Source organism: Microbacterium hydrocarbonoxydans (genome assembly GCF_900105205.1).
In the GTDB taxonomy this organism is placed as follows: domain Bacteria; phylum Actinomycetota; class Actinomycetes; order Actinomycetales; family Microbacteriaceae; genus Microbacterium; species Microbacterium hydrocarbonoxydans.
The window spans coordinates 3412591-3437291 of sequence record NZ_FNSQ01000005.1 but is presented as its reverse complement, the minus strand read 5'-3'; the positions used below and the strand labels follow the sequence as shown (position 1 = coordinate 3437291).

Annotated in this window: 22 protein-coding genes and 1 pseudogene; 10 read left to right on the top strand and 13 right to left on the bottom strand. The window is 69.9% G+C overall.

Annotated features, from left to right (window positions below; all coding sequences use genetic code 11):
- Positions 1–93 precede the first annotated feature (93 nt).
- Genes BLW44_RS16735 through BLW44_RS16715 form a run of 5 tightly spaced genes read left to right on the top strand, consistent with a single transcriptional unit; the run spans position 94 to position 5029 of the window.
- Positions 94–1128, top strand: a complete 1035-nt coding sequence (locus tag BLW44_RS16735) for an iron-siderophore ABC transporter substrate-binding protein (protein WP_060928658.1) — start codon at positions 94–96, stop codon at positions 1126–1128.
- A 32-nt stretch (positions 1129–1160) separates the two neighbouring features.
- Positions 1161–2204, top strand: a complete 1044-nt coding sequence (locus BLW44_RS16730; protein WP_060928659.1) for a FecCD family ABC transporter permease — start codon at positions 1161–1163, stop codon at positions 2202–2204.
- A 5-nt stretch (positions 2205–2209) separates the two neighbouring features.
- Entirely contained in the window at positions 2210–3286 is a 1077-nt protein-coding gene (locus BLW44_RS16725) for a FecCD family ABC transporter permease (RefSeq protein WP_060928667.1), read from the top strand.
- Positions 3283–4083 carry an ABC transporter ATP-binding protein gene (locus tag BLW44_RS16720; RefSeq protein ID WP_060928660.1) on the top strand — a complete coding sequence of 267 codons (801 nt, stop codon included), beginning with the start codon at positions 3283–3285 and terminating at the stop codon, positions 4081–4083. Before BLW44_RS16725 ends, BLW44_RS16720 begins: the two co-directional genes overlap by 4 nt.
- Positions 4073–5029: a siderophore-interacting protein gene (locus BLW44_RS16715; protein ID WP_060928661.1), complete on the top strand. Its 957-nt coding sequence runs from the start codon at positions 4073–4075 to the stop codon at positions 5027–5029. The genes BLW44_RS16720 and BLW44_RS16715 overlap by 11 nt, the downstream gene beginning before the upstream one ends.
- A 139-nt stretch (positions 5030–5168) precedes the next feature.
- On the opposite strand, the gene BLW44_RS16710 is transcribed toward BLW44_RS16715, so the two are convergent.
- Both BLW44_RS16710 and BLW44_RS16705 read right to left on the bottom strand, forming a co-directional pair.
- Complete coding sequence (locus BLW44_RS16710) at positions 5169–5570, bottom strand: hypothetical protein (RefSeq protein WP_060928662.1); 402 nt, start codon at positions 5568–5570, stop codon at positions 5169–5171.
- A 241-nt stretch (positions 5571–5811) separates the two neighbouring features.
- Positions 5812–6654 (bottom strand): alpha/beta fold hydrolase, encoded by an 843-nt coding sequence (locus tag BLW44_RS16705; RefSeq protein ID WP_060928663.1) that lies wholly within the window; start codon positions 6652–6654, stop codon positions 5812–5814.
- Positions 6655–6748: 94 nt separating this feature from the next.
- Here BLW44_RS16705 and BLW44_RS16700 point away from each other — a divergent pair, with 94 nt between their 5' ends.
- Together BLW44_RS16700 and BLW44_RS16695 are read left to right on the top strand one after the other, a co-directional pair.
- Positions 6749–7312 carry a TetR/AcrR family transcriptional regulator gene (locus BLW44_RS16700; protein WP_060928664.1) on the top strand — a complete coding sequence of 188 codons (564 nt, stop codon included), beginning with the start codon at positions 6749–6751 and terminating at the stop codon, positions 7310–7312.
- A 277-nt stretch (positions 7313–7589) separates the two neighbouring features.
- Positions 7590–8384, top strand: a complete 795-nt coding sequence (locus BLW44_RS16695) for a tryptophan-rich sensory protein (protein ID WP_060928665.1) — start codon at positions 7590–7592, stop codon at positions 8382–8384.
- A gap of 350 nt (positions 8385–8734) precedes the next feature.
- Here BLW44_RS16695 and BLW44_RS16690 read toward each other — a convergent pair whose 3' ends face one another.
- The 7 genes and pseudogenes from BLW44_RS16690 to BLW44_RS17825 form a co-directional block, all read right to left on the bottom strand.
- Positions 8735–9406, bottom strand: a complete 672-nt coding sequence (locus tag BLW44_RS16690) for a response regulator (protein ID WP_060928666.1) — start codon at positions 9404–9406, stop codon at positions 8735–8737.
- Positions 9403–11946, bottom strand: a complete 2544-nt coding sequence (locus BLW44_RS16685; protein ID WP_074732128.1) for an ATP-binding protein — start codon at positions 11944–11946, stop codon at positions 9403–9405. The genes BLW44_RS16690 and BLW44_RS16685 overlap by 4 nt, the downstream gene beginning before the upstream one ends.
- 14 nt (positions 11947–11960) lie before the next feature.
- Positions 11961–12560, bottom strand: a complete 600-nt coding sequence (kdpC, locus tag BLW44_RS16680) for a potassium-transporting ATPase subunit KdpC (RefSeq protein ID WP_060928289.1) — start codon at positions 12558–12560, stop codon at positions 11961–11963.
- Between the two features lie 41 nt (positions 12561–12601).
- Positions 12602–14746: a potassium-transporting ATPase subunit KdpB gene (gene kdpB, locus BLW44_RS16675; RefSeq protein ID WP_060928288.1), complete on the bottom strand. Its 2145-nt coding sequence runs from the start codon at positions 14744–14746 to the stop codon at positions 12602–12604.
- A gap of 1 nt (position 14747) precedes the next feature.
- Positions 14748–16432, bottom strand: a pseudogene (gene kdpA, locus BLW44_RS16670) (potassium-transporting ATPase subunit KdpA).
- Positions 16432–16521, bottom strand: a complete 90-nt coding sequence (locus tag BLW44_RS16665) for a potassium-transporting ATPase subunit F (protein WP_056276367.1) — start codon at positions 16519–16521, stop codon at positions 16432–16434. The pseudogene kdpA and the gene BLW44_RS16665 overlap by 1 nt, the downstream one beginning before the upstream one ends.
- A 166-nt stretch (positions 16522–16687) precedes the next feature.
- Complete coding sequence (locus BLW44_RS17825; protein WP_139305303.1) at positions 16688–16903, bottom strand: hypothetical protein; 216 nt, start codon at positions 16901–16903, stop codon at positions 16688–16690.
- A gap of 86 nt (positions 16904–16989) precedes the next feature.
- Here BLW44_RS17825 and BLW44_RS16660 point away from each other — a divergent pair, with 86 nt between their 5' ends.
- Both BLW44_RS16660 and BLW44_RS16655 read left to right on the top strand, forming a co-directional pair.
- A complete protein-coding gene (locus BLW44_RS16660; protein ID WP_082724632.1) occupies positions 16990–18360 on the top strand; it encodes an RNA polymerase sigma factor in 1371 nt (456 codons plus the stop codon).
- Positions 18357–18713, top strand: a complete 357-nt coding sequence (locus tag BLW44_RS16655) for a YciI family protein (protein ID WP_060928286.1) — start codon at positions 18357–18359, stop codon at positions 18711–18713. Before BLW44_RS16660 ends, BLW44_RS16655 begins: the two co-directional genes overlap by 4 nt.
- 49 nt (positions 18714–18762) lie before the next feature.
- On the opposite strand, the gene BLW44_RS16650 is transcribed toward BLW44_RS16655, so the two are convergent.
- The 3 genes from BLW44_RS16650 to BLW44_RS16640 all read right to left on the bottom strand — a co-directional run bounded on the left by BLW44_RS16650 (position 18763) and on the right by BLW44_RS16640 (position 21255).
- Positions 18763–19353, bottom strand: coding sequence for a GNAT family N-acetyltransferase (locus tag BLW44_RS16650; protein ID WP_060928285.1), 591 nt, complete (start codon positions 19351–19353; stop codon positions 18763–18765).
- A gap of 358 nt (positions 19354–19711) precedes the next feature.
- Positions 19712–20305: an FMN-binding negative transcriptional regulator gene (locus BLW44_RS16645; RefSeq protein WP_060928284.1), complete on the bottom strand. Its 594-nt coding sequence runs from the start codon at positions 20303–20305 to the stop codon at positions 19712–19714.
- Positions 20305–21255: a DMT family transporter gene (locus tag BLW44_RS16640; RefSeq protein WP_074731937.1), complete on the bottom strand. Its 951-nt coding sequence runs from the start codon at positions 21253–21255 to the stop codon at positions 20305–20307. The genes BLW44_RS16645 and BLW44_RS16640 overlap by 1 nt, the downstream gene beginning before the upstream one ends.
- On the opposite strand from BLW44_RS16640, the gene BLW44_RS16635 reads away from it, so the two are divergent.
- Positions 21254–22657 (top strand): aminotransferase-like domain-containing protein, encoded by a 1404-nt coding sequence (locus BLW44_RS16635; RefSeq protein WP_060928282.1) that lies wholly within the window; start codon positions 21254–21256, stop codon positions 22655–22657. The two genes, BLW44_RS16640 and BLW44_RS16635, sit on opposite strands and share 2 nt — an antisense overlap.
- A gap of 7 nt (positions 22658–22664) precedes the next feature.
- Here the strand turns inward: BLW44_RS16635 and BLW44_RS16630 are convergent, their stop codons facing one another.
- Positions 22665–24629 (bottom strand): APC family permease, encoded by a 1965-nt coding sequence (locus BLW44_RS16630; RefSeq protein WP_245647473.1) that lies wholly within the window; start codon positions 24627–24629, stop codon positions 22665–22667.
- Positions 24630–24701: the final 72 nt, after the last annotated feature.

Sequence of the window (24701 nt, the reverse complement as noted above, 5' to 3'; positions counted from 1 at the left end):
AGGCTCGCCTAACTTTCTGTTAGATTAGGGCAGGCTTACCAAAGCCGGGCGCTCTCTGCGCCGCACCCCCATCCCAACCCGAAGGGAACGCCTGTGCGCACTTCTCGTCTTCTCGCCGTCGGCGTCGCCGCGGCCCTCGCCGTCGGCCTCACCGCCTGCGCGACTCCGTCGACCGGCTCCGACTCCGACTCTGCCGGGGGCAACCCGGCCGACGACAGCGCGTTCCCCGTCACGATCGAGCACGCGTACGGCGAGACCACGATCGAGGAGAAGCCCGAGCGCGTCGCGACCATCGCGTGGGCCAACCACGAGGTGCCGCTGGCACTGGGCATCGTGCCCGTCGGCATGAGCAAGGCCACCTGGGGCGACGACGATGACAACGGCATCCTGCCCTGGGTCGAGGAGAAGCTCGACGAGCTGGGCGGCGACGAGCCGGTGCTGTTCGACGAGTCCGACGGGATCGACTACGAGGCCGTCGCCGATACCCGCCCGGATGTCATCCTGGCGGCATACTCCGGCCTGTCGCAGGAGGAGTACGACCAGCTCTCGAAGATCGCTCCGGTCGTCGCCTACCCCGAGGTCAAGTGGGGCACCCCCGTCGACGACATGATCGAGATGAACTCCAAGGCGCTCGGACTCGAGGAGGAGGGCGACGCCCTCATCGAAGATCTGCACGCCGACGCCGAAGCCGCGCTCGAGGAGAACAGCGCGCTCAAGGACAAGAAGGTCCTGTTCGCCTACGTCGACCCGAGCGACCTCAGCCAGGTCGGCTACTACACCGCGATCGACACGCGCCCCGGCTACCTGCACGATGACCTCGGGCTGCCGTTGCCCTCGATCGTCGAGGAGAACGCCGACAGCCAGGAGTTCTACCTCTCTGTCAGCGCGGAAGAGGCCGATACGTTCGACGACGTCGACGTCTTCGTGACCTACGGCGACGAGTCGCTCATCGCCACCATGCAGGCCGATCCGCTGCTGTCGAAGATCCCCGCGATCGCCGAGGGCAACATCGTGATCCTTCCCGACTCCACGCCGATCGCCGCTTCGGCGAACCCGTCGCCGCTGTCGATCCAGTGGGGCCTGTCCGACTACCTCGGCCTGCTGGCGGCACCGCTCGCCGCGAAGTGACCGTCAGCGTCACCCTCGCGCACTGAGTCCTCGTGACCGCTGTCACCATCCCCACGCCGGGCACCGCAGACCTGCGGCGCCCGGCGTGGGCGCGCACCCTCTGGCTGCTCGTCGGACTCGGCGTGCTCCTCGGACTCTGCATCCTGTCGATCTGCTTCGGCGTGCGCGCGGTGAGCATCGACGACATCTTCGCTGCCCTCGCGGGGCAGGATGACACACTCGCGCAGGCGGCCATCGTGAAGCGCCTGCCGCGCACACTGCTCGCGATTCTCGTGGGTGCAGCCCTCGCGCTCTCCGGCGCGACGATGCAGGCGGTGACCCGCAACCCGATCGCCGACCCCGGCATCCTCGGTGTCTCGAACGGCGCATCGCTCGCCGTCGTCATCGGCCTCGCCTTCGTCGGACTCAGCGACCCGTACAGCCAGATGACCCTCGCGATCGTCGGCGCGGCGATCGCCGCCACCTTCGTCTACACGGTCGGCTCGCTCGGACGCGGCGGCGCGACGCCGCTCAAGCTCGCCCTCGCCGGAGCCGCGACCTCCGCCGCATTCGCCTCATTGATCAGCGCGATCATGCTCCCCCGCGTCGACCTGCTGCAGGCCTTCCAGTCGTGGCAGATCGGCGGCGTCGGCGGGGCCGAATGGCCGCGTATCGCGATCACCGCCCCGGTGCTCGCGCTCGGTGCGCTCATCTGCTTCCTGAGCGCCCGCGGCATGAACTCCCTCGCCCTCGGCGACGACATGGCCAAGGGTCTGGGGGAGCACGTCTTCCGCACCCGGCTGATGTCGGCGCTCGGTGCGGTGATCCTCGCTGGGGCCGCGACCGCCATCGCCGGACCCATCGGCTTCGTCGGACTCGTCATCCCGCACGTCTGCCGGATGCTGATCGGCACCGACCACCGGTGGCTGCTGCCGTTCTCGGCCATGGCCGGGGCCGCGCTCCTGCTCGCGAGCGACGTCATCGGACGGGTGATCGCCCCCACCTCGGAGGAGATCCAGGTCGGCATCATCACCGCGATCATCGGCGCCCCGTTCTTCATCTGGATCGTCCGCCGACAGAAGGTGCGTGAACTGTGACCACCATGCATCCGACGTCCGCATCGCCGACCCCGGCGGCGCCGGATCGCGCGCCCGACGGGATCGCCGCGATCGTGGCCGGTCGCCGTGCGCGTCACCGCCGCCACGCCGTCGCGACCATCGTGCTCGGCATCCTGCTCGTCGCCCTGTTCGCGGTGGCGCTGATGATCGGCAACACGTTCTATCCGCTCGACGAGGTCGTCCGTGTCATCCTCGGCCAGACGGTGCCTGGCGCATCGTTCACGGTGGGCGAGCTGCGGCTGCCCCGTGCCGTGCTCGCGGTCCTGTCGGGCATCGCGTTCGGCATCGCGGGCGTCTCGTTCCAGACGCTCCTGCGCAACCCGCTCGCATCCCCCGACATCATCGGCATCTCCAACGGGGCCGGCGCCGCCGCGGTCCTCGCCATCGTCGTCCTCTCCCTGAACGGCCCGCTGGTCTCGCTGTTCGCGCTGGGCGGCGCCATCCTCACCGCCGGCGTCATCTACCTGCTGTCCCTCAAGAACGGCTTCGCCGGGACCCGGCTCATCCTGATCGGCATCGGGGTGGCGGCGATGCTGCAGAGCGTGATCTCGTACGTGCTCTCGCGCGCGGCGAGCTGGGACATCCAGACCGCGATGCAGTGGCTCACGGGCAGCCTCAACAACGCATCCTGGGAGCGGGTGGTGCCCCTCGCGATCGCCGCCGTCATCATCCTCCCGCTGATGTTCTCGCAGGGCAGGGCGCTGGGCGCGCTGCAGCTCGGCGACGACTCGGCATCCGGTCTCGGAGTGCGCGTGAACGTCACCCGGCTGCTGTTCATCCTGGGCGCTGTGGCGATGCTCGCGTTCGCGACGGCCGCGACCGGACCCATCGCGTTCGTGGCCTTCATGGCGGGGCCCATCGCCGCGCGCATCACCGGACCCGGCGCGAACCTGCTGCTGCCGAGCGCCTTCGTGGGTGCGGTGCTGGTGCTGGGCAGCGATCTGCTCGGTCAGTTCGCGTTCGGCGAGCGCTACCCGGTGGGCGTCATCACCGGTGTGCTCGGTGCCCCGTACCTCATCTACCTGCTCGTCCGCTCCAACCGCTCGGGAGGCTCACTGTGACCGAGGCGCACACCCTGACGGCGGAGGCCGTCACCCTCGCCTACGGCGACCGCACGATCATCGAGGGTCTCGACCTCGCGATCGCCCCCGGCAAGATCACGACGATCGTCGGCGCGAACGGATGCGGCAAGTCGACCCTGCTGCGCTCGCTCGCCCGTCTGCTCTCCCCGACCGCCGGGCAGATCGTGCTCGACGGCAAGTCGGTGCACGCGCGCCCCACCAAGGAGGTCGCACGCATCCTGGGGCTGCTTCCGCAGTCGCCCGTCGCCCCCGAGGGGATCGCCGTCGCCGACCTCGTCGGCCGCGGCCGGCATCCGCATCAGAAGATGCTCGCGCGGTGGAGTGCCCACGACTACGAGGTCGTGGCGGATGCTCTCGCCGCCACCGGCACCACCGACCTCGCCGACCGCAGCGTCGACGAGCTCTCGGGTGGCCAGCGTCAGCGCGTGTGGATCGCGATGGCACTCGCGCAGGAGACCGACATCCTGCTGCTGGACGAGCCGACGACGTTCCTCGACGTCGCCCACCAGGTCGAGGTCCTCGACCTGCTCACCGACCTGAGCGTCTCGCGCGGCACCACCATCGTGATGGTGCTGCACGACCTCAACCTCGCCGCGCGGTACTCCGACGAGCTCGTCGCGATGAAGGAGGGCAGGGTGCACGCCACCGGCGCTCCGCAGGATGTCGTGACCGCCCAGCTCGTCGAAGAGGTCTTCGACCTCGCGAACCAGATCACCATCGACCCGGTCTCCGGGAAGCCGATGGTCACCCCGATCGGAAGGCATCATGTCCGCTGAGACCACCACCGAACGCCCGACCTACGTGCTGGCACGCGCCGAGGTGCGCGCGGTCGACCGTGTCTCGCCGAACTTCGTGCGGGTCACACTCGGCGGCGACGAGCTGTTCGAGTTCGGCACGCCGGGCGACGTCTTCGACTCGCGCATCAAGATCGTCTTCCCGCCGGCATCCGGCATCCTTCCCACCCTCGATCGCGAGACCGGGGACTGGTGGGGGTCGTATCTCGCCGTGCCGGAGGAGGATCGCGGATCGATGCGCACCTACTCGGTGCGCGACCTGCGGGTGACCGAGGCGGGCACGGAACTGGATGTCGACTTCGTGCTGCACCTGGCCCCGGGGCTTTCCGGCCCGGCCTCGCGCTGGGCGGATGCGGCCGCCGTCGGACAGGAGCTGTTCATCGTCGGACCCCGGCGCGGGGTTCCGGCCGCCGCGCACGGCGGCGCCGAGTACGAGCCTGGCACCGCGTCATCCGTGCTGCTCGCCGGTGACGAGACTGCCGCTCCCGCCATCGCGCGCATCCTCGAAGACGCCCCGAGCGACCTGCGGGGCTGCGCATTCATCGAGGTGCCATCGCCCGCCGACATCCTGCGCATCGACGTGCCTGCCGGGGTCGAGGTGCACTGGCTGCCGCGTGATGTCGGCGAGCCGCACGGCGTGCGCCTGATCCCGGCCGTGCTCGAGTACCTCGGCGATGCCGATGCTGCGGACGAGATCGACGTGAAGGACATCGACACCGAGGACCTGCTCTGGGAGACGCCGGACTACTCCGGCCTGGGGGAGGAGATCGCGGCGGCGGATGCTCCCGCCGAGCGCTACTTCTGGATCGCGGGGGAGAGCGGCGTCGTCACGACGCTGCGTCGTCACCTGGTCAAGGACCTCGGCATCGACCGCTCGCAGGTCGCCTTCATGGGCTACTGGCGGCGCGGCGTCGCGATGCGCGGCTGAACCCGCCCGCTTCGGCGCTCGGATCGAAGGAGGGCTCTCGGATCGAAGGAGATCTCTCGTGTCGAAGGAGCGGATGCCGGATGCGGTCCTTCGGAGCGCGAGATCTCCTTCGGAGCGCGAGGGTCAGCCGACGCCGAGGCTACTCGGCGTACACGTTCTCGGAGACCCGCGTCATGCCCTCGGGAGCAGGCGAGCCGTCCGGGGTGAGCTCGAACGTGTGACCGAAGCTGCTGAGCCGGGTCGGCAGGCCCCCGCACGCGATGCCCCATTCCTCGTCCGGGTCGGCGATCGCGATGAGACAGGCCGGGGATTCGGTGCCCTTCGCGACCCACAGGGAGACGCCGTCGTGCTCGCCGACGTAGCGGCTCGTCGCCGTGTCGACCGGGTCGTACGAGTCGGCTTCGAGCGGCGGCAGCTCGTCCTCGGCCTCCCGCTCGGTCTCGAGGACCGCGAGGTTCGGCGATGAGAAGCTGCATCCCGTCAGCATCACGGCGGCGATGAGGGCGAGTGCGGATGCTGTCAGACGAGTGCGGCGGCTCATCGCCCCATCCTGTCGCACGAGATCGGTCCGTAGGGGCGCCGCGCGCAGCATCCGCCGTTGCCGACAGCCCGGAACAGGACGACAGCCCCGTCCGCCGCCCGCCCCAGAACAGGACGACCGCGCCGGATCAGGACGACAGCCCCGGACGCCGGCAGTCCCAGAACAGGACGACCGCCCCGGATCAGGAGGATCTGCGTGATCCAGTCCTGATGCGGAGCGGTCGTCCTGTTTACGGCGGTGACTAGTTGCTGAGGAAGTCCTTCAGCGCGGCGTTGACCTCGTCGGCGTGCGTCCAGAGCAGACCGTGCGGCGCGCCCTCGACCTCGACGTACGTCGCCGCGGGAACGGCCTGGTGGAACCGCCGGGCCGTGGCGTCGATCGGCAGGATGTTGTCCTTCGTGCCGTGCAGGATGAGGGTGGGCTTGCCGGCGTCGCGAACCGCGTCGACGTCGCTGCGGAAGTCCTCGATCCAGCTCGGCACGACCGCGTACGCGGCTACCGGGGCGCTCGTGACCGAGAGGTTCCAGTTCGCGTCGACCACCTGCTGGCTGATGCGGGTGCCGAGGTTCTCGTCGAGGTTGTAGAAGTTCTTGTAGAAGTCGGTGAACCAGGCGTAGCGGTCGCCCTTGGCTGCGGCCTCGATGCCGTCGAAGACATCCTGCGGCACGCCTTCGGGGTTGTCGTCGCGCTGCACGAGGAACGGCTCGAGCGAGGCGAGGAAGGCGAGCTTGGCGACCCGGTCGTGGCCGTAGGTGCCGACGTAGCGGGCGAGTTCGCCGGTGCCCATCGAGAAGCCGACGAGCACGACGTCGCGCAGGTCGAGGGTCTCGAGCACCGTGTTGAGGTCGGCGGCGAAGGTGTCATAGTCGTATCCGGTGCCGACCTTCGAGGACTGACCGAAGCCGCGGCGGTCGTAGGTGATGACCCGGTAGCCCTGTGCGAGGAGCTCGCGCGTCTGGCGCTCCCAGCTGTGGCCGTTCAGCGGGTACCCGTGGATCAGGACGACGGGCTGGCCCGAACCCTGGTCTTCGTAGTAGAGCTCGATCGGTGTGCTGTTCTCGTTTCCGACGGTGATGTAGCCCATGGTCCTGATCCTTTCGGTGCGGTGAGAACGATCGTTCTCGCTCAATGTCTTCACTGTAGAGAACGCTCGTTCTCATGTCAAGTACACTGGGAGGATGACCGAGGAAACGGTGCGTGAACAGATCCTTGCGGCAGCAGATGACCTCTACTACCGCAAGGGATACGCGGCGGTCGGTATGGACGAGCTGCGTGCGGCGGCCGGCGTGTCGCTGCGTCGGCTCTATGCCCTCTTCCCGTCGAAGACCGACATCGTCACCGCCGTCCTCGCGCGCAAGCATGCGGAATGGGAGTCGGGACTGACGGGGGCCGTGGCGGATGCCGGAGCGGACCCCCGTGATCGCCTGCTCGCCGTGTACGGATACCTCGAGAACTGGTTCTGCACCGACGACTTCCGCGGCTGCGCCTTCATCAACGCGTTCGGCGAGCTCGGGGGCACGAACCCCGAGGTGGCGACCATCGTGCGCGACCACAAAGCGTCGTTCCAGGCGTACATGGCCAGCCTCGTCGTCGCCGCCGGCGCACCCGCATCCCTTGCGGCGCAGCTGTCGATCCTCGCCGAGGGCGCACAGAGCACGGCGGCGATCGCGGCCGATCCGCAGGTCGCCGTGCAGGCGCGCAACGCGGCCGAGGTGCTGATCGACGCGGCCGTCGCCGCCTGACCCGCGGCAAGCCAGCTCTGCGTTGAGCCCCACGGGACGACCTTCCGTCCGTCCCTGCTGCCCGCACTGCTGTTGTCTCCATAACTCCGGAGATCGGCGCGAGGTGACGGAGAAAGCCCACGTGGCACCGATCTGCACGCGAATCTCCGGAGTTGCGGAGCTGCGTCGCGCCAGCCCTCAGCGTCGACGGCTGGGATTTTGCTAGCTTGGCTAGTCTTTTGGCACCGCCCTGTCAAGGCTGGTGCGTTTCAGCGCTCGCGCGCGTATGTTGCGGAACATGGAATCCCGGACGCAGGACATCGCACGCCAGACGATCATCATCGCCTCGGCCGTTTTCATGCTGATCGCGGCCGCCGTCGGTTCCGGCGCCTTCGGCGGCACGTCGGTCAGCGAGCTGCAGGACGGAGCGCTGTCGGCGCAGGGTTCCTATCTCGCTCCGGCAGGGCCGGCCTTCTCGATCTGGTCGCTGATCTACCTCGGCCTGATCGCCTACACGGTGTGGCAGGCCCTGCCGGCACAGCGTGCCGACGAACGGCAGCGCGCGGTCGGCGGGTGGACCGCGGCATCCATGATCCTCAACGGCCTCTGGCTTGTGACCGCGCAGTTCTGGTCGCTCCCGATGACGGTCCTCGTGATCGCCCTGCTGCTCGCAACCCTCGCCCGCGTGATCGTGATCCTCGGACGCAGCCGCGCCCGCACCTGGCCCGAGCGGATCGTCGTGGACGGCGCGAACGGTCTGCACTTCGGCTGGGTCACCATCGCGGCGGTGGCCAACACCGCCGCCTGGCTGACACAGATCGCTCCTGCTGACTGGGCGGAGCAGGCCGAGATCTGGGCCGTCGCCGTGCTCGTGGTCGTTCTCGTGATCGGCGTCGCCAGCGCCCTGGTGACCAAGCGCATCGCCCCGGCGCTCGCGACGGCCTGGGGACTCGGATGGCTGGCTGTCGGCCGATTCACGGGCGAACCTGAGAGCACCGTCACGGGAATCACCGCGATCGTGGTGGCCGTCGCGCTGGTCGCCGCGGGCGGGTGGGGACTGCTGCGGAAGCCGCGGGCCGACATCGCGCTCTGATCCCGTCGTCTTCAGGTTCACGACTCAGCATGGATGCGAGTCAGACGCCCGAGACCTGCCCTTTTCGGACCCCGACCCGGGTTTCGTGCTGAGTTGTGAACGGCGCCGGTCGGCCACGCCGGATACCCGCAGGCGGAGTGGACCGTGGCACCCCCAGCGCGAGAACAGGACGACCGGCCGAGATCAGGAGCATCCGGCGAGATCAGTCCTGATCTCAGCCGGTTCCCCTGTCCTCGCGCGCGGGGCGGACGGGCTCAGAGCACCAGCCGGGCCTCCTGTCCTCGCGCGCCGGGCGCACGGGCTCAGAGCACCGGCCGGTTCCCCTGTCCTCGCGCGCCGAGCGCACGGGCTCAGAGCACCAGCCGGTAGCCCATTCCCGACTCGGTCAGCAGATGCGCGGGGGCGCTGGGCTCGGCCTCGAGCTTCTTGCGCAGTTGCGACATGTACAGTCGCAGATACCCGGAGTCCGACACCTGCTCGCTGCCCCAGATCTCCTTGAGCAGATCCTGCCGCGTGACCAGGGCGCCGGGATGCCGGGCGAGATGCTCGAGCATGCGCCACTCCGTCGGCGTGAGGTGCACACGGGCGCCCGCCCGCGTGACGGTCTTCGTCGCCAGGTCGACGACCACATCGCCGAAGCCGACGGTCGATTCCCCGCCAGCGGGCACCGCCCGACGAGACAGCGCCCGCAGCCGCGCGAGCAGCTCGTCGACCTGGAACGGCTTGGTGACGAAGTCGTCGGCTCCGGCATCCAGTGCCTCGACCTTGTCGGCAGACCCGGTGCGGCCGGAGACCACGATGATCGGGACTGTGGTCCAGCCGCGCAGTGCCTGGATGACCTCGATACCGTCGAGACGCGGCATGCCGAGGTCGAGCATGATCAGGTCGGGATGCGTCTGCGCGGCGGCGGCCACAGCGGCGGCGCCGTCGGGCGCGACGACGACTTCGTATCCGTGGGCGGCGAGCGTGATGCGCAGCGCGCGCACCATCTGCGGGTCGTCGTCGGCGATGAGGAGCTTCACTCCGCCTCCTCCTGCGTGAGATCGGGGTCTCCCGCGAGGGGCAGGGAGATGACCATGGTGAGTCCACCGCCCGGGGTGTCCTCGGGTGTCAGGGTACCGCCCATGCCTTCGGCGAATCCGCGCGACAGAGCGAGACCGAGCCCCAGCCCCGTCGTGTTGTCGGTGTCGCCGAGCCGCTGGAAGGGCTGGAAGATCTGATCGCGTTTCTCGGCGGGAACGCCGGCACCGCGGTCGATGATGCGGATCTCGGCGTGGTCGCCGATCGTGCTCGTCGACACGATCACCCTGCTGTCGGCGGGCGCGTGTCGGTGCGCATTCGCGATGACGTTCACGAGCACGCGCTGCAGCAGCACCGGATCGGCCGACACGGCGGGCAGCTCGGCGTCGAGCGCCAGCTCGACATCCGACGGGCCGAGGCCGAGCTCGTCGACCGCCGCGAGCACGGGGCCTGCGATGTCGAGGCGCATGGTCGAGACCGCGAGAACTCCGGCCTGCACCCGGCTGACGTCGAGCAGGTCGGTCACGAGCGACGACAGCGTGGCGAGGCTCTCGTCGGCGGTCGCGAGCAGTTCCTCCCGATCGGATGCCGACAGCGAGTGCGCCCCTCGGAGACCGCCGATCGCGGCGACGGCCGAGGCGAGCGGGCGACGCAGGTCGTGGCTGACGGCGGAGAGCAGGGCGCTGCGCACCTGGTCGGTCTCGGCGAGCGCGGCGACCTCGCGCGCCGTGGCACGCAGGTCGGTGTGCTCGATCGCCGCCGCCAGCTGCGCGACGATCGCGTCGAGCAGGCGCCGGGCGGGGGTGTCGAGGGGTTCGCCGTGCAGTTCGAGCACGGCGGGCGCCGAGCCGCCGGCCCCGCCGGCCGCGCCACCGGCCCCGACCGGGATCGACGTGGCCCGCCCGTCGGGAACGGGTTCTCCGTCGCTGGCCAGCACCTCGCCGTCGGCGCTGAGGAGCCGCACGCCGGTGAGCCCGAACGCCTCGCGCGTGCGGCTGACGAGAGCGAGCACGGCGTTGTCTCCGCGCAGGACGTTGCCGGCCACGGCGGCGAGCAGCTCGGCCTCGGCCGCAGCGCGCTGAGCTGTGCGCGCGCGTCGGGCCGCCTGGTCGACGATGATACTCACGAGCACCGCGATCACGACGTACAGGGCGAGCGCGAGCACGTGCAGCGGATGTGCGATCGTGATCGTGAACTGCGGCGCGACGAACAGGAAGTCCAGGGTGATGCCCGAGAGCACCGCAGCGAAGACGGCGGGTCGTACCCCGCCGATGAGCGCGACGACCACGACGAGCAGCTGATACGCGAGCACCTCGGCGGTGATCGACTCGGGGCTGCGGAAGGTGAACAGCAGCCACGAGAGCAGCGGTCCGAACACCAGGGCGATGACGAAGCCGAGCACCTGCCGTCGCCACCCCAGGGCGCCGCCGGTGATTCGGGGCAGCGCCACCCTCCCTCCGGCGGCGGCGTGCGTCACGATGTGCACGTCGATGTCGCCGGATCGGCGGATGACTTCCGAGCCGATGCCCGGCCCGGTCAGTGCTGCCGCGAGTCGGCCGCGCCGGCTGACGCCGATGACGAGCTGGGTGGCATCCGCCCCCTGCGCGAACTCAACGAGCGTGCCAGGGATGTCGTCGCCGACGATCTGGTGGAAGCTGCCGCCGAGCGACTCGACCAGGGACCGCTGGGCGGCGAGCGCACCAGGGGTCTCGTCGCGGAGGCCGTCCTGAGTGGCCACGTGCACGGCCAGCAGCTCGCCGCCGGCCGATCGTGCGGCGATCCGCGCGCCTCGTCGCAGCAGCGTCTCGCCCTCGGGTCCGCCGGTGAGGGCGACGACCACGCGCTCGCGGGCCTGCCAGGTGCCCTCGATGCCGTGGTCGGCGCGGTAGCTGCGCAGGGCGCTGTCGACCTCGTCGGCGAGCCAGAGAAGGGCGAGCTCGCGCAGCGCCGTCAGGTTGCCGAGGCGGAAGTAGTTCGACAGCGCGGCGTCGATCCGCTCGGCCGGGTAGACGAGACCGGCGGACAGGCGGTCGCGCAGCGACTGCGGTGCGAGGTCGACGACCTCGATCTCGTCGGCCGCGCGCACCACGGCATCCGGGATCGTCTCCTGCTGCGCGATGCCGGTGATCTTCTCGACCACGGCGTTGAGCGATTCGATGTGCTGGACGTTCACCGTGGTGACGACGTCGATGCCCGCATCCAGCAGGGCGCGCACGTCCTGCCAGCGCTTCGGATGAGCGGACCCGGGGGTGTTCGTATGGGCCAGCTCGTCGACCAGCGCGATCTGGGGGCGGCGAGCGAGCACGGCATCCAGATCCATCTCGCTCAGCGGCACGCCTCGATGCAGATCGGTGCGGCGGGGGACCTCGGGGATGCCGATGGTCTGCGCCGCGGTCGCCGCGCGATCATGCGTCTCGACGATCGCGATCACGACGTCGCGGCCCTCATCGAGAAGGCGGCGGCCCTCGACGAGCATCTCGAACGTCTTGCCCACGCCGGGGGCTGCGCCGAGCAGCACGCGGAGTCGGCCGCGCCGCGGCATCCGCTCTGCCGTCATCAGCCCTCCTGCTCATCGAGCGCGAGATTGAGTTCGGCGACGTTGATGCGCTCAGTGCCGAGGAATCCCAGATCCCGCCCTTGAATCCTAGACTCCACCAAATCTCGCACCTGCTGCTCGGGCAGGTCGCGCTCGGCGGCCACCCGCGGCACCTGCAGCAGCGCGTACGCGACGCTGACGTGCGGGTCGAGGCCGGATGCGGATGCCGTCACGGCGTCCGCCGGCACGGCATCCGTGCTCACGCCCTCGCGCTCGGCGATGGCCGCCCGGCGCTCGCCGATCGACGCGACGAGGTCGGGGTTCTCCGGGCCCAGGTTGCTGCCGCTGGACGCGGCTCCGTCGTAGCCCTCGCCGGCGGCGGACGGGCGCGACTGGAAGTACTCGGGCAGCGCCTCGCCGTCGGCATCCGTGAAGGACTGACCGATCAGCGCGCTGCCCTTGTCGTCGCCCAGCGGCGAGCCGTTCGCCTGGAACGGCAGCAGCAGCTGGCCGATGCCGGTGACGACGAGCGTGTAGCCGACGCCGAGCACGAGGGTGAACACGAGCATCGCGCGGATGGCGACGCCGGCCGTGCGGACGGCGGTGCGGGAGGAGGACATGGGAGGCCTTTCGATGCGAGAAGGACGAGGACGGATGCCGGTCAGAAGCCGGGGATGAGGGTGATGAGGAGATCGATCAGCTTGATGCCGATGAACGGCGCGATCACTCCGCCGAGGCCGTAGACGAGCAGGTTGCGCTGCAGGATCTGCGAGGCGCTCGCCGGCCGGTACTTGACGCCGCGCAGGGCGAGCGGGATGAGGAAGACGATCACGATGGCGTTGAAGATGATCGCGCTGGTCACGGCGGATGCCGGCGAATGCAGCTGCATGATGTTGAGCACCGCGAGCCCGGGGAAGACGCCCATGAACATCGCCGGGATGATGGCGAAGTACTTGGCGATGTCGTTCGCGAGGGAGAACGTCGTGAGGGCGCCGCGGGTGATGAGGAGCTGCTTGCCGATGCGCACGATGTCGATGAGCTTGGTCGGGTCGGAGTCGAGGTCGACCATGTTGCCGGCCTCCTTCGCGGCCGACGTGCCGGTGTTCATCGCGACGCCGACGTCGGCCTGAGCCAGCGCCGGAGCGTCATTCGTGCCGTCGCCGGTCATGGCGACGAGTCGGCCGCCCTCCTGCTCGCGCTTGATCAGCTCAAGTTTCTGCTCGGGCGTCGCCTCCGCGAGGAAGTCGTCGACTCCGGCCTCCTTCGCGATCGCGGCGGCCGTCAGCGGGTTGTCGCCCGTGATCATGACCGTGCGGATGCCCATGCTGCGCAGTTCCTCGAACCGCTCGCGCAGGCCGTCCTTGACGATGTCCTTGAGATGCACGACGCCGAGCACCTCGCCGGTTCCCGCCGCACGCTTCACGGCGACCACGAGCGGGGTGCCGCCGCTCGAGGCGACGCCGTCGGTCAGGCCCGTGAGCTCGGCATCCGCTCCGAGCCCGAGCCAGGCGCTGACCGCCGACCCCGCGCCCTTCCGGATCTGCGTGCCGCTCGGCAGGTCGAGGCCCGACATGCGGGTCTGCGCGGTGAACGGCACGATGACCGCATCCGCCGGTTCCTCGACGCGGATGCCGTGCACGGTCGCCAGCTCGACGATCGAGGCGCCCTCGGGCGTGGGGTCGGCGAGCGACGACAGAGCGGCGACGCGCAGCAGCTCGTCGGGGTCGACCCCTGCGAGGGGCAGCACCTCGTGGGCGCGGCGGTTGCCGTAGGTGATGGTGCCGGTCTTGTCGAGCAGCAGGGTCGTGACGTCACCTGCGGCCTCGACCGCGCGGCCCGACATCGCGAGCACGTTGCGCTGCACGAGACGGTCCATCCCGGCGATGCCGATCGCCGAGAGCAGGGCGCCGATCGTCGTCGGGATCAGGCAGACCAGCAGGGCGATGAGCACCGGGATGCTGACGGGCGAGGCCGCGTACGAGGCGATCGGGTTGAGGGCGAGCACGACCACGACGAACACGATCGACAGGCTCGCGAGCAGGATGTTCAGCGCGATCTCGTTGGGTGTGCGCTGGCGGCTGGCGCCCTCGACGAGGGCGATCATCCTGTCGACGAAGGTCTCGCCGGGCTTCGAGGTGATGCGCACCACGATGCGGTCCGACAGCACCCGGGTGCCTCCGGTGACGGCGCTGCGGTCGCCGCCGGACTCGCGGATGACCGGGGCGCTCTCGCCCGTGATCGCCGACTCGTCGACGGTCGCGATGCCCGCGATGATGTCGCCGTCGCCCGGGATCAGCTCGCCCGCGGTGACGATCACGATGTCGTCGCGCTGCAGCTCGGCCGACGAGACGTCGACCGTCTCGGTGCGGTCGGCCGCGGCATCCGCACCCGCGTCGTATCCGACGACGCGGCGGGCCATCGTGCTGGTGCGGGTCTTGCGCAGGCTCGCGGCCTGAGCTTTGCCGCGCCCCTCGGCGACCGACTCGGCGACGTTCGCGAACAGCACCGTCAGCCACAGCCAGATCGCGATGCCCCAGGTGAAGGGGGCGGGCACGGGTGTGCCGCCGGAGTCTGCCGGGCCGCCGAGGAACGGCTCGGCGATCGCGAGCACCGTGGTGAACGCGGCGCCGACCCAGACGAGGAGCATCACGGGGTTGCGCACGAGCGACGCCGGGTTGAGCTTGCGCAGGGCGCCGGGCAGTGCCTGGGTCAGCTGCGCCCAGCCGAACGAGCGGGGCGGTTCGGTGGAGGAGGGCGTGGATGCCGCGGCATCCTGCTGTTCGGAGGGGGTGGTGGTGAGGGTCATGTCAGACGAGTCCTTCAGCGAGGGGTCCCAGTGCGAGCACGGGGAAGTAGGTGAGTGCCGTGATGATGACCGTGACGGCGGCCAGGAGGCCGACGAACTGCGGTCGGTGCGTGGGCAGTGTCCCGGTGTTCTCGGGCACACGCTGCTGCGCGGCGAAGGATCCGGCGAGAGCCAGGACGAGCACGATCGGGAGGAACCGGCCGAGCAGCATCGCGACGCCCAGTGCGGTGTTGAACCAAGGGGTGTTCGCGGTCAGCCCGGCGAAAGCGGAGCCGTTGTTGTTCGCCGCCGAGGTGAAGGCGTAGAGCACCTCGCTCATGCCGTGCACCCCTGGATTGAGGATGCTGGTGGCCTCGACGTCCGCCCGGATGCCGGGGATCGCGAAGCTCAGCGCCGTGCCGATCAGCACGAGCGTCGGCGTCACGAGGATGTACAGGCTCGCGAGCGTGATCTCCTTCGGGCCGATGCGCTTGCCGAGGTACTCGGGCGTGCGACCCACGAGCAGCCCGCCGACGAACACCGCGATGATCGCGAGCACGAGCATGCCGTAGAGGCCGGAGCCGACACCGCCGGGGGCGACCTCGCCGAGCATCATGTTGAGCATCGGCATCATGCCGCCGAGCGCCGTGTACGAGTCGTGCATCGAGTTCACCGCACCGGTCGATGTCAGGGTGCTCGCGCTGCCGAACACGGTGGAGCCCAGGATGCCGAAGCGCATCTCCTTGCCCTCCATCGCCGCGCCGGCGAGCTCCGGAGCGGAGCCACGCCCCGCGAGCTCCAGGGCCGACAGGGCGAAGGTCGAGATCAGGAAGATCGTTCCCATCACCGCGGCGATCGCGTAGCCCTGACGGTCATCGCCGATCAGGCGGCCGAAGGTGCGAGGGAGCGAGAACGGGATCACGAGGATGAGCAGGATCTGCAGCAGGTTGGTCCAGCCGGTCGGGTTCTCGAACGGATGCGCCGAGTTGGCGTTGAAGAACCCGCCGCCGTTCGTGCCGAGCAGCTTGATGGCCTCCTGCGAGGCGACGGGACCGCCGGGGATGGTCTGTGTGCCGCCGGACACAGTGGTCACGTCGGTGAAGCCGGCGAAGTTCTGCACCACACCGCCCGCGATCAGCGCGATGGCGGCGATCAGGGCGATCGTCAGCAGGATGCGTCCGAGACCGCGGATCAGGTCGACCCAGAAGTTGCCGATCGTGGTCGACCCGCGGCGGGCGAGACCCCGGATCAGCGCGACGGCCACGGCCAGGCCGACGGCGGCCGAGACGAAGTTCTGCACGGTGAGTCCCGCGAGCTGGACGGTGTAGCCCATGGTCTGCTCGGGTGAGTAGGACTGCCAGTTGGTGTTGGCGACGAACGACGCCGCGGTGTTGAAGGCCAGGCCCTCGGGAACCGCGGGGAGTCCGAGCGACTCGGGCAGGAAGCCCTGCAGTCGCTGCAGCCCATAGACGAGCAGCAGGCCGACCACCGAGAACGCGAGGACGCTGCGAGCGTAGGCTCGCCAGGTCTGCTCGGATGCCGGGTCGACGCCGATCAGACGGTACAGCCCCGCTCGACTCTCAAGTCACGCGGCGTGCGGAAGACGTGCGCCATGTAGTCGCCCATCGGGCGGTACAGCAGCACGAGGGCGACGATGAGGACGGCGGCCTGCAGGATGCCGAACCACAGTTCGGTGCCGGCGCCCATCAGAACTTCTCCGGGGCGACGAGCGCCACGACCAGGTAGACGACGGCGGCCACGGCGAGGGCGGCGGCGATGATCTCGAAGACGATCATCGTCGCTCCACCCCCGCAGCGATCAGGGAGACCAGGGCGAACAGCGCGAGAGTCAGCGCGATGTAGAAGATGTCGAGCACGAGACTCGATACAACTCTCTCCCCGGGCGCAGAATATCGATCCTCACGCTTTGCCTACGGGACCGTGCGGGATGCATACGGGATGCTCACGATTGCGCTCCTGCGAAGATCTTTCCGCCCTGCTGTCGCATCCGCCCCCTGCCGTTCGTGGTGAAGGTGAAGGGCGGCCGATCGGCCGTCCTCGACCACGACGGCAGGGGGATGACGTGTACAACGATCCGATGGTGGCGAACCTGATCTACCGGCTCGAGGCGGAGGAGGCCGACGAGCAGGTCGCGCGACGGCGCGCGGCGCTCGCGCATCCGGGACTCGTCCGGCGGCCGCCCCTCAGGACACGCGTTCGCCGCCTGTGGGCCCGCATCGCTTCCCGTGGGAACGGGGAACCGGGATGATCGTCCTGGAGGCAGGGCCGGAGCAGACCCTGCGGGAGCGGGCGGAGGAGATCACGGATGCCGCGGAGACGGGACTCGACGGAGAGGCCTTCGTGAGCCTCGACGTCGACGCACGCGTCACGCAGGTGTACCGGGAGGAGTGGACGCGGATCGTGGCGGGCCTCACGCGACGGTGCGGCGACCTCGATCTCGCCGAGGAGATGACCGCCGACGCGTTCGCCGCGGCAGCGGAGCGCTGGCCGGAGGAAGGCGTGCCGCCGAACCCGGCCGGCTGGATCACCACCACCGCCTATCGCAAGGCGATCGATCGGCTCCGCCGCGAGTCGTTCCGCGACGCCAAGCACCGGGAGGCGCTGATGCTGCACGATCCCGAGCCGGCCGAGCCGACCGGAGCCATCGAGGATGACCGCCTCCGGCTGCTGTTCACGTGCTGCCACCCGACCCTGTCCCTCGAGGCGCGCGTCGCCCTGACCCTGCGGATCGTCGGCGGTCTCACGGTCGAGGAGATCGCGCGCGCCTTCCTCATCAGGGAATCCGCCGTCCGGCAGCGGATCACCCGCGCGAAGGCGAAGATCAAGAACGACCGGATCCCGTATCGGGTGCCGGCCGCCGAGGATCTGCGCGCCCGGATCGACGGCGTGCTCGCGGTGCTCTATCTCATCTTCACCGAGGGCCACTTCGCCTCGGGTCCCGATACGCCGCCGCTGCGCGACGAACTGACCACCGAGGCGATCCGACTCACGCGCCTGGTGCGCGAGCTCCTGCCCGACGACGCCGAGGTCACCGGTCTGCTGGCGCTGATGCTGCTCACGCAGTCGCGCGCCGCGGCCCGGCTCTCCGCCCACGGCGAGCTCGTGCGGTTGGACGAGCAGGACCGGACGAGGTGGGATCGGGCGCTCATCGACGAGGGCGCAACCCTCCTCGAGCGGATGCCGGACTCCGGGCGCGGACGGTACGCGCTGCTCGCCGCGATCAACGCCGTGCACGTCGGGGCGGCGCTCGTGGCCGACACCGACTGGGCACGGATCGTCGACCTGTACGAGCGGATGGAGCGCATCGACCCGAGCCCGGCCGTCACCCTCGCCAAGGCGGTCGCCCTCGCGGAGCGGGACTCGCCCGAGGAGGCGCTCGTGCTGGTGGAGTCCCTGCGCGTCTCGCTCGACGACTTCCACGGCTTCCACGTGACGCGGGCGGAGCTGCTGCGCGCCGCCGGCAGCGCAACCGAGGCGCGTACCGCGTACGAGCGGGCGATCGCCCTGGCGGACAACACCGCCGAGATCGCCCACCTGACCCGGCGTCGCGACGACATCGCGGCGCCATCCGCTCCCGGAGAGCCCGGGCGCACACCGAACGGAGAGAGCAGATGACCAGCAAGTACCTCGTGATCCACATGACCGACCCGACCGGCGGCACGATGCCCCAGGGCGAGGACCAGCGTCTGCTCGAGGACTGGGCCGACGAGGGGAGGTCGGCCGGAAGCCTCGGCGAGGGTGCCCCGGTCGCCGGCGCCGAAGAGGCGAAGTCGGTGGCCGTCCGGGACGGGAAGGTGCTCGTCACCGACGGACCGTTCCCGGAGTTCAAGGAGTGGTTCGCCGGCTATGACATCGTCACCGCGGAGTCGATCGACGAGGCAGCGAGCTTCATGGCGAAGCATCCGACCGCCGTGATGGGGCGGATCTACATCCTGCCGGTGGTGAAGCTGCCCTGGGACCAGGACTGAGCGCGCGCCCCGTCGTCGGCGTTCTTCGAGGCGCCGACGATGGGGCGGATCAGCGTGTCGGCCACTCCTCCGCGAGGATGCCGTAGCTCATCCCGTCGAGCCACTCGCCCGAGCGGTGCAGCGCCGTCTTGCGGCTGAACTCCTCCCGGCGCATGCCGAGTCGCTCCATCAGCCGCCACGACGGCTCGTTGTCCGCGAAGCATCCGGCGTGCACGCGGCGCAGGCCCAGCTGCCCGAAGCACACGTCGATCACCGCCCTGATCGCCTCCGTCGCGTAGCCGCGACCGGTGTGCGCGGGGTCCAGCACCCAGCCGAGCTCGGCCTCGACGCCCTTCGCCTCGTCAGCCACCTCGAGCTGCGCCCACGCATCGCCGAGCTTGATCATGATGTCGCCGATCGGCACCGGCGCAGTCCCGTCGTCCGGCAGCAGTTCGAGGATGTGCATCGCGGCGAGCCGCTCCGGGTCGAGGTAGCGCTCCCGGAAAGCCTCGATCGTGTCGGGGGCGAGTCCGAGCCAGCGGTTGACGTCGGGGAGCCGTCGCCACTGCCACATCGTGTCGATGTCTGACGAGGTCATCGGCCGGATCTGCAGTCGAGCGGTGCGGAGGGGCCAGACGTCGGTGTGCGGCGTATCGGTCATCGCCCCAGCCTACGAGCAGCCCGGTTGCCGGCATCCGTCTCCCGCCGCGTGGGTCACTGATCCCGTGTCTGGATCCCGTGTCTGGATCGGGTGTCTGGATCAGGTGTCTGGATCAAGGTGTCTGGTCGGGTGTCTGGATCGGGTGTCTGGATCGGGTGTCCCGATCGGGTGTCCCGATCGGGTGTCCCGATCTGCACACTATGTCCCGGACCGCACATGCTCGTGGTCGAAAGCTGTGCGATCCGGGGCACCCTGTGCAGACCGTACGGCTTGTCGGCCCCGACGGCACGGCCCCGACGGCACGGCCGCGACGGCACGGCCCCGACGGCACGGCCCCGACGGCACGGCACGGCCGGGTTCAGACGCGGCGCATCTCGTCGGCGAGCGCCGCGTTGGTCTCCTCGAACCGACTCGTGATGTGCTCGCGCACCTCGGGGGCCTTGTTCTGGCTCAGCTTGGCGCGGGCGTCGAAGCGGTCGACGCGCAGCCGCAGGCCGACCGTCCCCTTCGCGGCACGTCTGGTCCCCTCCTCGTCCTCGGAAAGGCTGCGGCCGTGCGCGTACCCGCTCTCGAAGTGGTCGGTGAGCTGCGAGAGCATCGCGTAGTTCTCCTCCTCGCTGAGGATCTCGGGCGTCCCGTACAGGTGGGCGGTGACGTGGTTCCAGGTGGGCACCAGGTCGCCCGGCGCGTACAGGCTCGGGGAGACGTAGTCGTGCGGTCCCTGGATGATGACCAGCACCTCATGCTCGCCGAGCTCGTGCAGCTGCTCGTCCGGTCGGCCGAAGTGGCTCACGATCACGATCCCGCTCTCGTCCTCGACCAGCAGGGCGGGGTAGTGCGAGGCCACGAGTCCGCTGCGGGCGGGCGAGACGAAGGTCGCCCAGGGGTTCGCGCGGATGAGGCGCTTGACCTCGAGCGGGTCGGTCATCAGATAACGGGGCGTGTGACGCATCAGGACTCCTGGTGTGAGGGGCGGGTGGTGGAACGGGAGGGAACGAGGCGGGTGCGCACCGCGAGCGCGGCGCAGAGGATGACGGCGACGCCGCCGAGGGCGGTGGCCCAGCCGATCTGCTCGCCGAGCAGCAGGGCCGCCCAGGCGATGCTCATCACCGGCTGGACGAGTTGGATCTGGCTGACCTGCGCCATGGGGCCGATCGCGAGTCCCCGGTACCAGGCGAAGAAGCCGAGGAACATGCTGACGGCGGCGAGGTAGGCGAAGGCGAGCCATTGTGCGGGCGCGGCGACCGGTGGATGCGGGATGGCGGTCGCCAGTGTCAGGGCGAGCATCAGCGGTGCCGCGAGGACGAGCGCCCACGAGACCGTCTGCCACGATCCGAGCTCGCGGGCGAGCAGCCCGCCCTCGGCATAGCCGATCGCCGCGGCCAGCACCGCGCCGAACAGCAGCAGATCGGCAGCGTGGAGCTCGCCGAGACCGCCGTTCTGCATCGAGGCGAAGGCCACCGCGCACGCGGCGCCCAGAGCGGCGAAGACCCAGAAGGCGCCGCGGGGACGCTCGCGGGTGCGCAGCACGACCATCACCGCCGTGGCTGCCGGAAGCAGACCCACCACCACGGCGCCATGGCTCGCGGGGGTCGCCGTCATGGCGAACGACGTCAGCAGCGGGAACCCGGCGACCACTCCGCCGGCGACGACGGCGAGACGCCACCACTGCCTCCTGCTGGGCGCATGCTGACGCGTCGCCGTCAACGCGATGGCCGCGAGCACCGCGGCGACGACCGCGCGGGCGGATCCGATGAACAGCGGTGACAGGCCGCCGACGGCGATGCGTGTGAACGGGAGGGTGAACGAGAAGGCCACGACCCCGAGCAGCCCCCACCACAGTCCGGCGCGTGTAGATAACACTGTGCGGGGCGAAGCGATAACGCTACTCTGTTCTTTCATGAGCAACGATAGCACCGACCGCATCGTCGCGGGAGTCCGCGAATGGATCACGACCGCACCGCCCGGTGCGAGGGTCCCGTCGAATCGCGCGCTCGTCGCGCAGTACGGTGCGAGCCCGGTGACGGTGCAGAAGGCCATGCGGCAGCTCGCGCGGCTCGGCCTCGTCGAGTCCCGGCCCGGTGCCGGCACCTTCGTCCGGATGCTCCGCACCGCTCGACCGGCCGACTACGGCTGGCAGACCTCAGCCCTCGGTGCCGCGCCCGCCCGTCTGGCCGGTCTCTCCTCGACGCAGCGCACGACCGCCCCCGATGCGATCGGCATGCACTCCGGCTACCCCGCCGTCGAGCTGCTGCCGGAGCGTCTGGTGCGGCAGGCGCTCGCGCGCGCCGCGAGGACGGATGCCGCCGTCACCCGATCGCCGGCCGCAGGCCTGCCCGAGCTGCAGGCATGGTTCGCCGGCGAGCTCGCCGCGTCGACGCCGGCCGATATCGTCCCGGCATCCGCTCGCGACGTGCTGATCGTGTCGGGCAGCCAGAGCGGCCTCAGCTCGATCTTCCGCGCGGTCGTCGGCCCGGGGCGGCCGCTGCTCATCGAGTCCCCCACGTACTGGGGAGCCCTGCTCGCGGCCGAGCAGGCGGGAGTCGTGCTCGTGCCGATCCCCTCGGGTCCGCAGGGCCCAGACCCGGACGAGGTCGAGCGCGCCCTCGTGCGCTCCGGCGCACGGGCGTTCTACGCGCAGCCGACCTTCGCCAACCCCACCGGCGCGCAATGGCCGGCGGCGACGGGCGCCGCGGTGCTCGAGACCATGCGCCGACACGGCGCCTTCCTCATCGAGGACGACTGGGCGCACGACCTCGCGATCGATGCCGAGCCGCGACCGATCGCCGCCTCGGACGACGACGGCCACGTCGTCTACCTCCGCTCCCTCACCAAGAGCGTGTCTCCGGCGCTGCGCGTCGCGGCGGTGATCGCCCGCGGACCCGCACGCGAGCGCATCCTCGCCGACCGGGCGGCGGAGTCGATGTACGTCAGCGGGATGCTGCAGGCCGCCGCGCTCGACGTCGTGACGCAGCCGGCGTGGACCTCGCATCTCCGGGCGTTCCGCGAGCAGCTGCGGATGCGCCGGGACCTGCTCGTGTCGGCTCTCGCCGCGCACGCTCCCACCGCGCTCGTGGAGACGGTGCCGCTCGGTGGGCTCAACCTGTGGGTGCGGCTGCCCGAAGGCAGCGACGTGACCGAGATCGTGCGCGAATGCGATTCGCGGGGCCTCATCATCGCGCCGGGTTCCGAGTGGTTCCCGGCCGAGGCATCCGGGTCGTACGTCCGGCTGAACTATGCCAACGCCGAGCCCGCGCGGTTCGCAGAGGCTGCCGGCATCCTGGGGGCTGTGCTCGCGCGCTGAGCGCGGGTCAGCTCTCCGGCGGCCCCTCGGGGCGATGCGCGCGGCGTCCGCTCACCACGACGGGGCGACCGGCGCGCTCCTGGCCGGGGAGGGGTCGCGACCGCCGACCGTAGATCAGCTCAGACGAGTCGAGCAGCCATGGCACGAGGGTGATCGAGACGCCGTGCACGAGCATCAGCTGGTTCGCGAGACGGCGCGAGCGCCGGTTGTGCAGGAACGTCTCCCACCAGTGCCCCACGATGTACTGCGGCAGGTAGACGGTCACGACGGACGAGCCGTGCTTCTCGCGGTACTGCTTGATGAACTGCGTGACCGGCTGGGCGAACGACCGGTACGGCGACTCGACGATCACCAGCGGGATGGGCACGAGGTGGTCTGCCCACTCCTTCTGCAGGTGAGCGGCGTCGTCGGAGGCGACGGCCACGTGCACCGCCAGTGTCTTGCCATGCTTTGCGGCGACCGCGTAGTCGATCGCCTTGATGACGGGCTTCTGCAGGCGGTTGACGAGCACGATCGCCAGGTCGCCCGTCGCGCCGAACTTGGTGGTGTCGTCGATCGCGATCTCATGCTCGACGTCGCGGTAGTACCGCTTGACGCCCATCATCAGGAAGGCGAGCACCGGGATCGCGAAGAACACCAGGTACGCGCCGTGGGTGAACTTCGTGATCGTGACGATCAGGAGCACGAGCACAGTCATGACGGCCCCGGCCGAGTTGATGACGAGTCCGATCTTGGCCGAGCGGCGATCGGATGCCGAGGCGCCGTCGATCCCCGAACCGGCGGTCGTCTCGGCGGGACCCCGCAGCACGCGTCGCCAGTGCCGGACCATGCCGATCTGCCCCAGGGAGAACGACACGAAGACGCCGATGATGTACAGCTGGATCAGCGTGGTCAGCTTCGCCTGGAACACGACGAGCACGGCGATCGCCGCGATGCCGAGCACGATCATGCCGTTCGAGAACACCAGACGGTCGCCGCGGGTGTTCAGCGACTTGGGCGCGTAGCCGTCGCGGGCGAGCACCGAGCCGAGCAGCGGGAAGCCGTTGAACGCGGTGTTCGCCGCGAGCAGTAGCACGCAGGCGGTCGCGGCCTGGATGATGAAGAACAGGATGCTACCGCCGCCGAACGTCGCCGAGGCGATCTGCGCCATCAGGCTCGGCTGCGGGTTCGAGCAGTCGAAGCCGATCAGGTCGCACGGGTTCTCGGCATAGTGCACGCCCGTGATCAGTGCGAGAGCCGTGAGACCCGCGAACAGGCACGCCGCGATCGAGCCCATCAGCACCAGGGTGGTCTGGGCGTTGCGGACCTTCGGGGTGCGGAAGGCGGGCACCCCGTTCGACACCGCCTCGACGCCGGTCAGTGCGGAGCATCCGCTCGAGAACGCCCGCAGGATCAGCAGGATCACCGCGGCCTGGCCGAGGTCTTCGGAGTGCACGGCGAACTCCGCACTGGAGGCGACCGGCGCATCACCCAGGAACGTGCGGATGAGTCCGGTGACGATCATGAAGCCGACGGACGCGATGAACACGTAGGTCGGGATCGCGAAGACGAGGGATGCCTCGCGCACGCCGCGGAGGTTCACGATGATGATGAGGATCACGAATCCGACAGCGAGCTCCACCCGGAGGGGGTCGAGTCCCGGCACGGCCGAGATGATGTTGTCGACGCCGGAGGCCACCGAGACCGCGACTGTCAGGACGTAGTCGACCAGCAGGGCTGCCGCGACGATGACTCCGGGGATCTCGCCGAGGTTCTTCGACGCCACCTCGTAGTCACCACCGCCCGAGGGGTACGCCTTGATGAGCTGGCGGTAGCTCAGCACGACGACGATCAGCAGCACGACGACCGCGATCGCGACGAGAGGAGTGAACGACAGGAAGGTGAGTCCGCCGATGAGCAGGATCATCACGAGCTCCTGCGGCGCGTAGGCGACCGAGCTCAGAGCGTCGGACGCGAAGATCGGCAGCGCCATCTTCTTCGGGAGCAGCTGGTCGTCGACCTGCGCACTCGTCAGAGGGTCGCCGATCAGGATGCGCTTCACGCG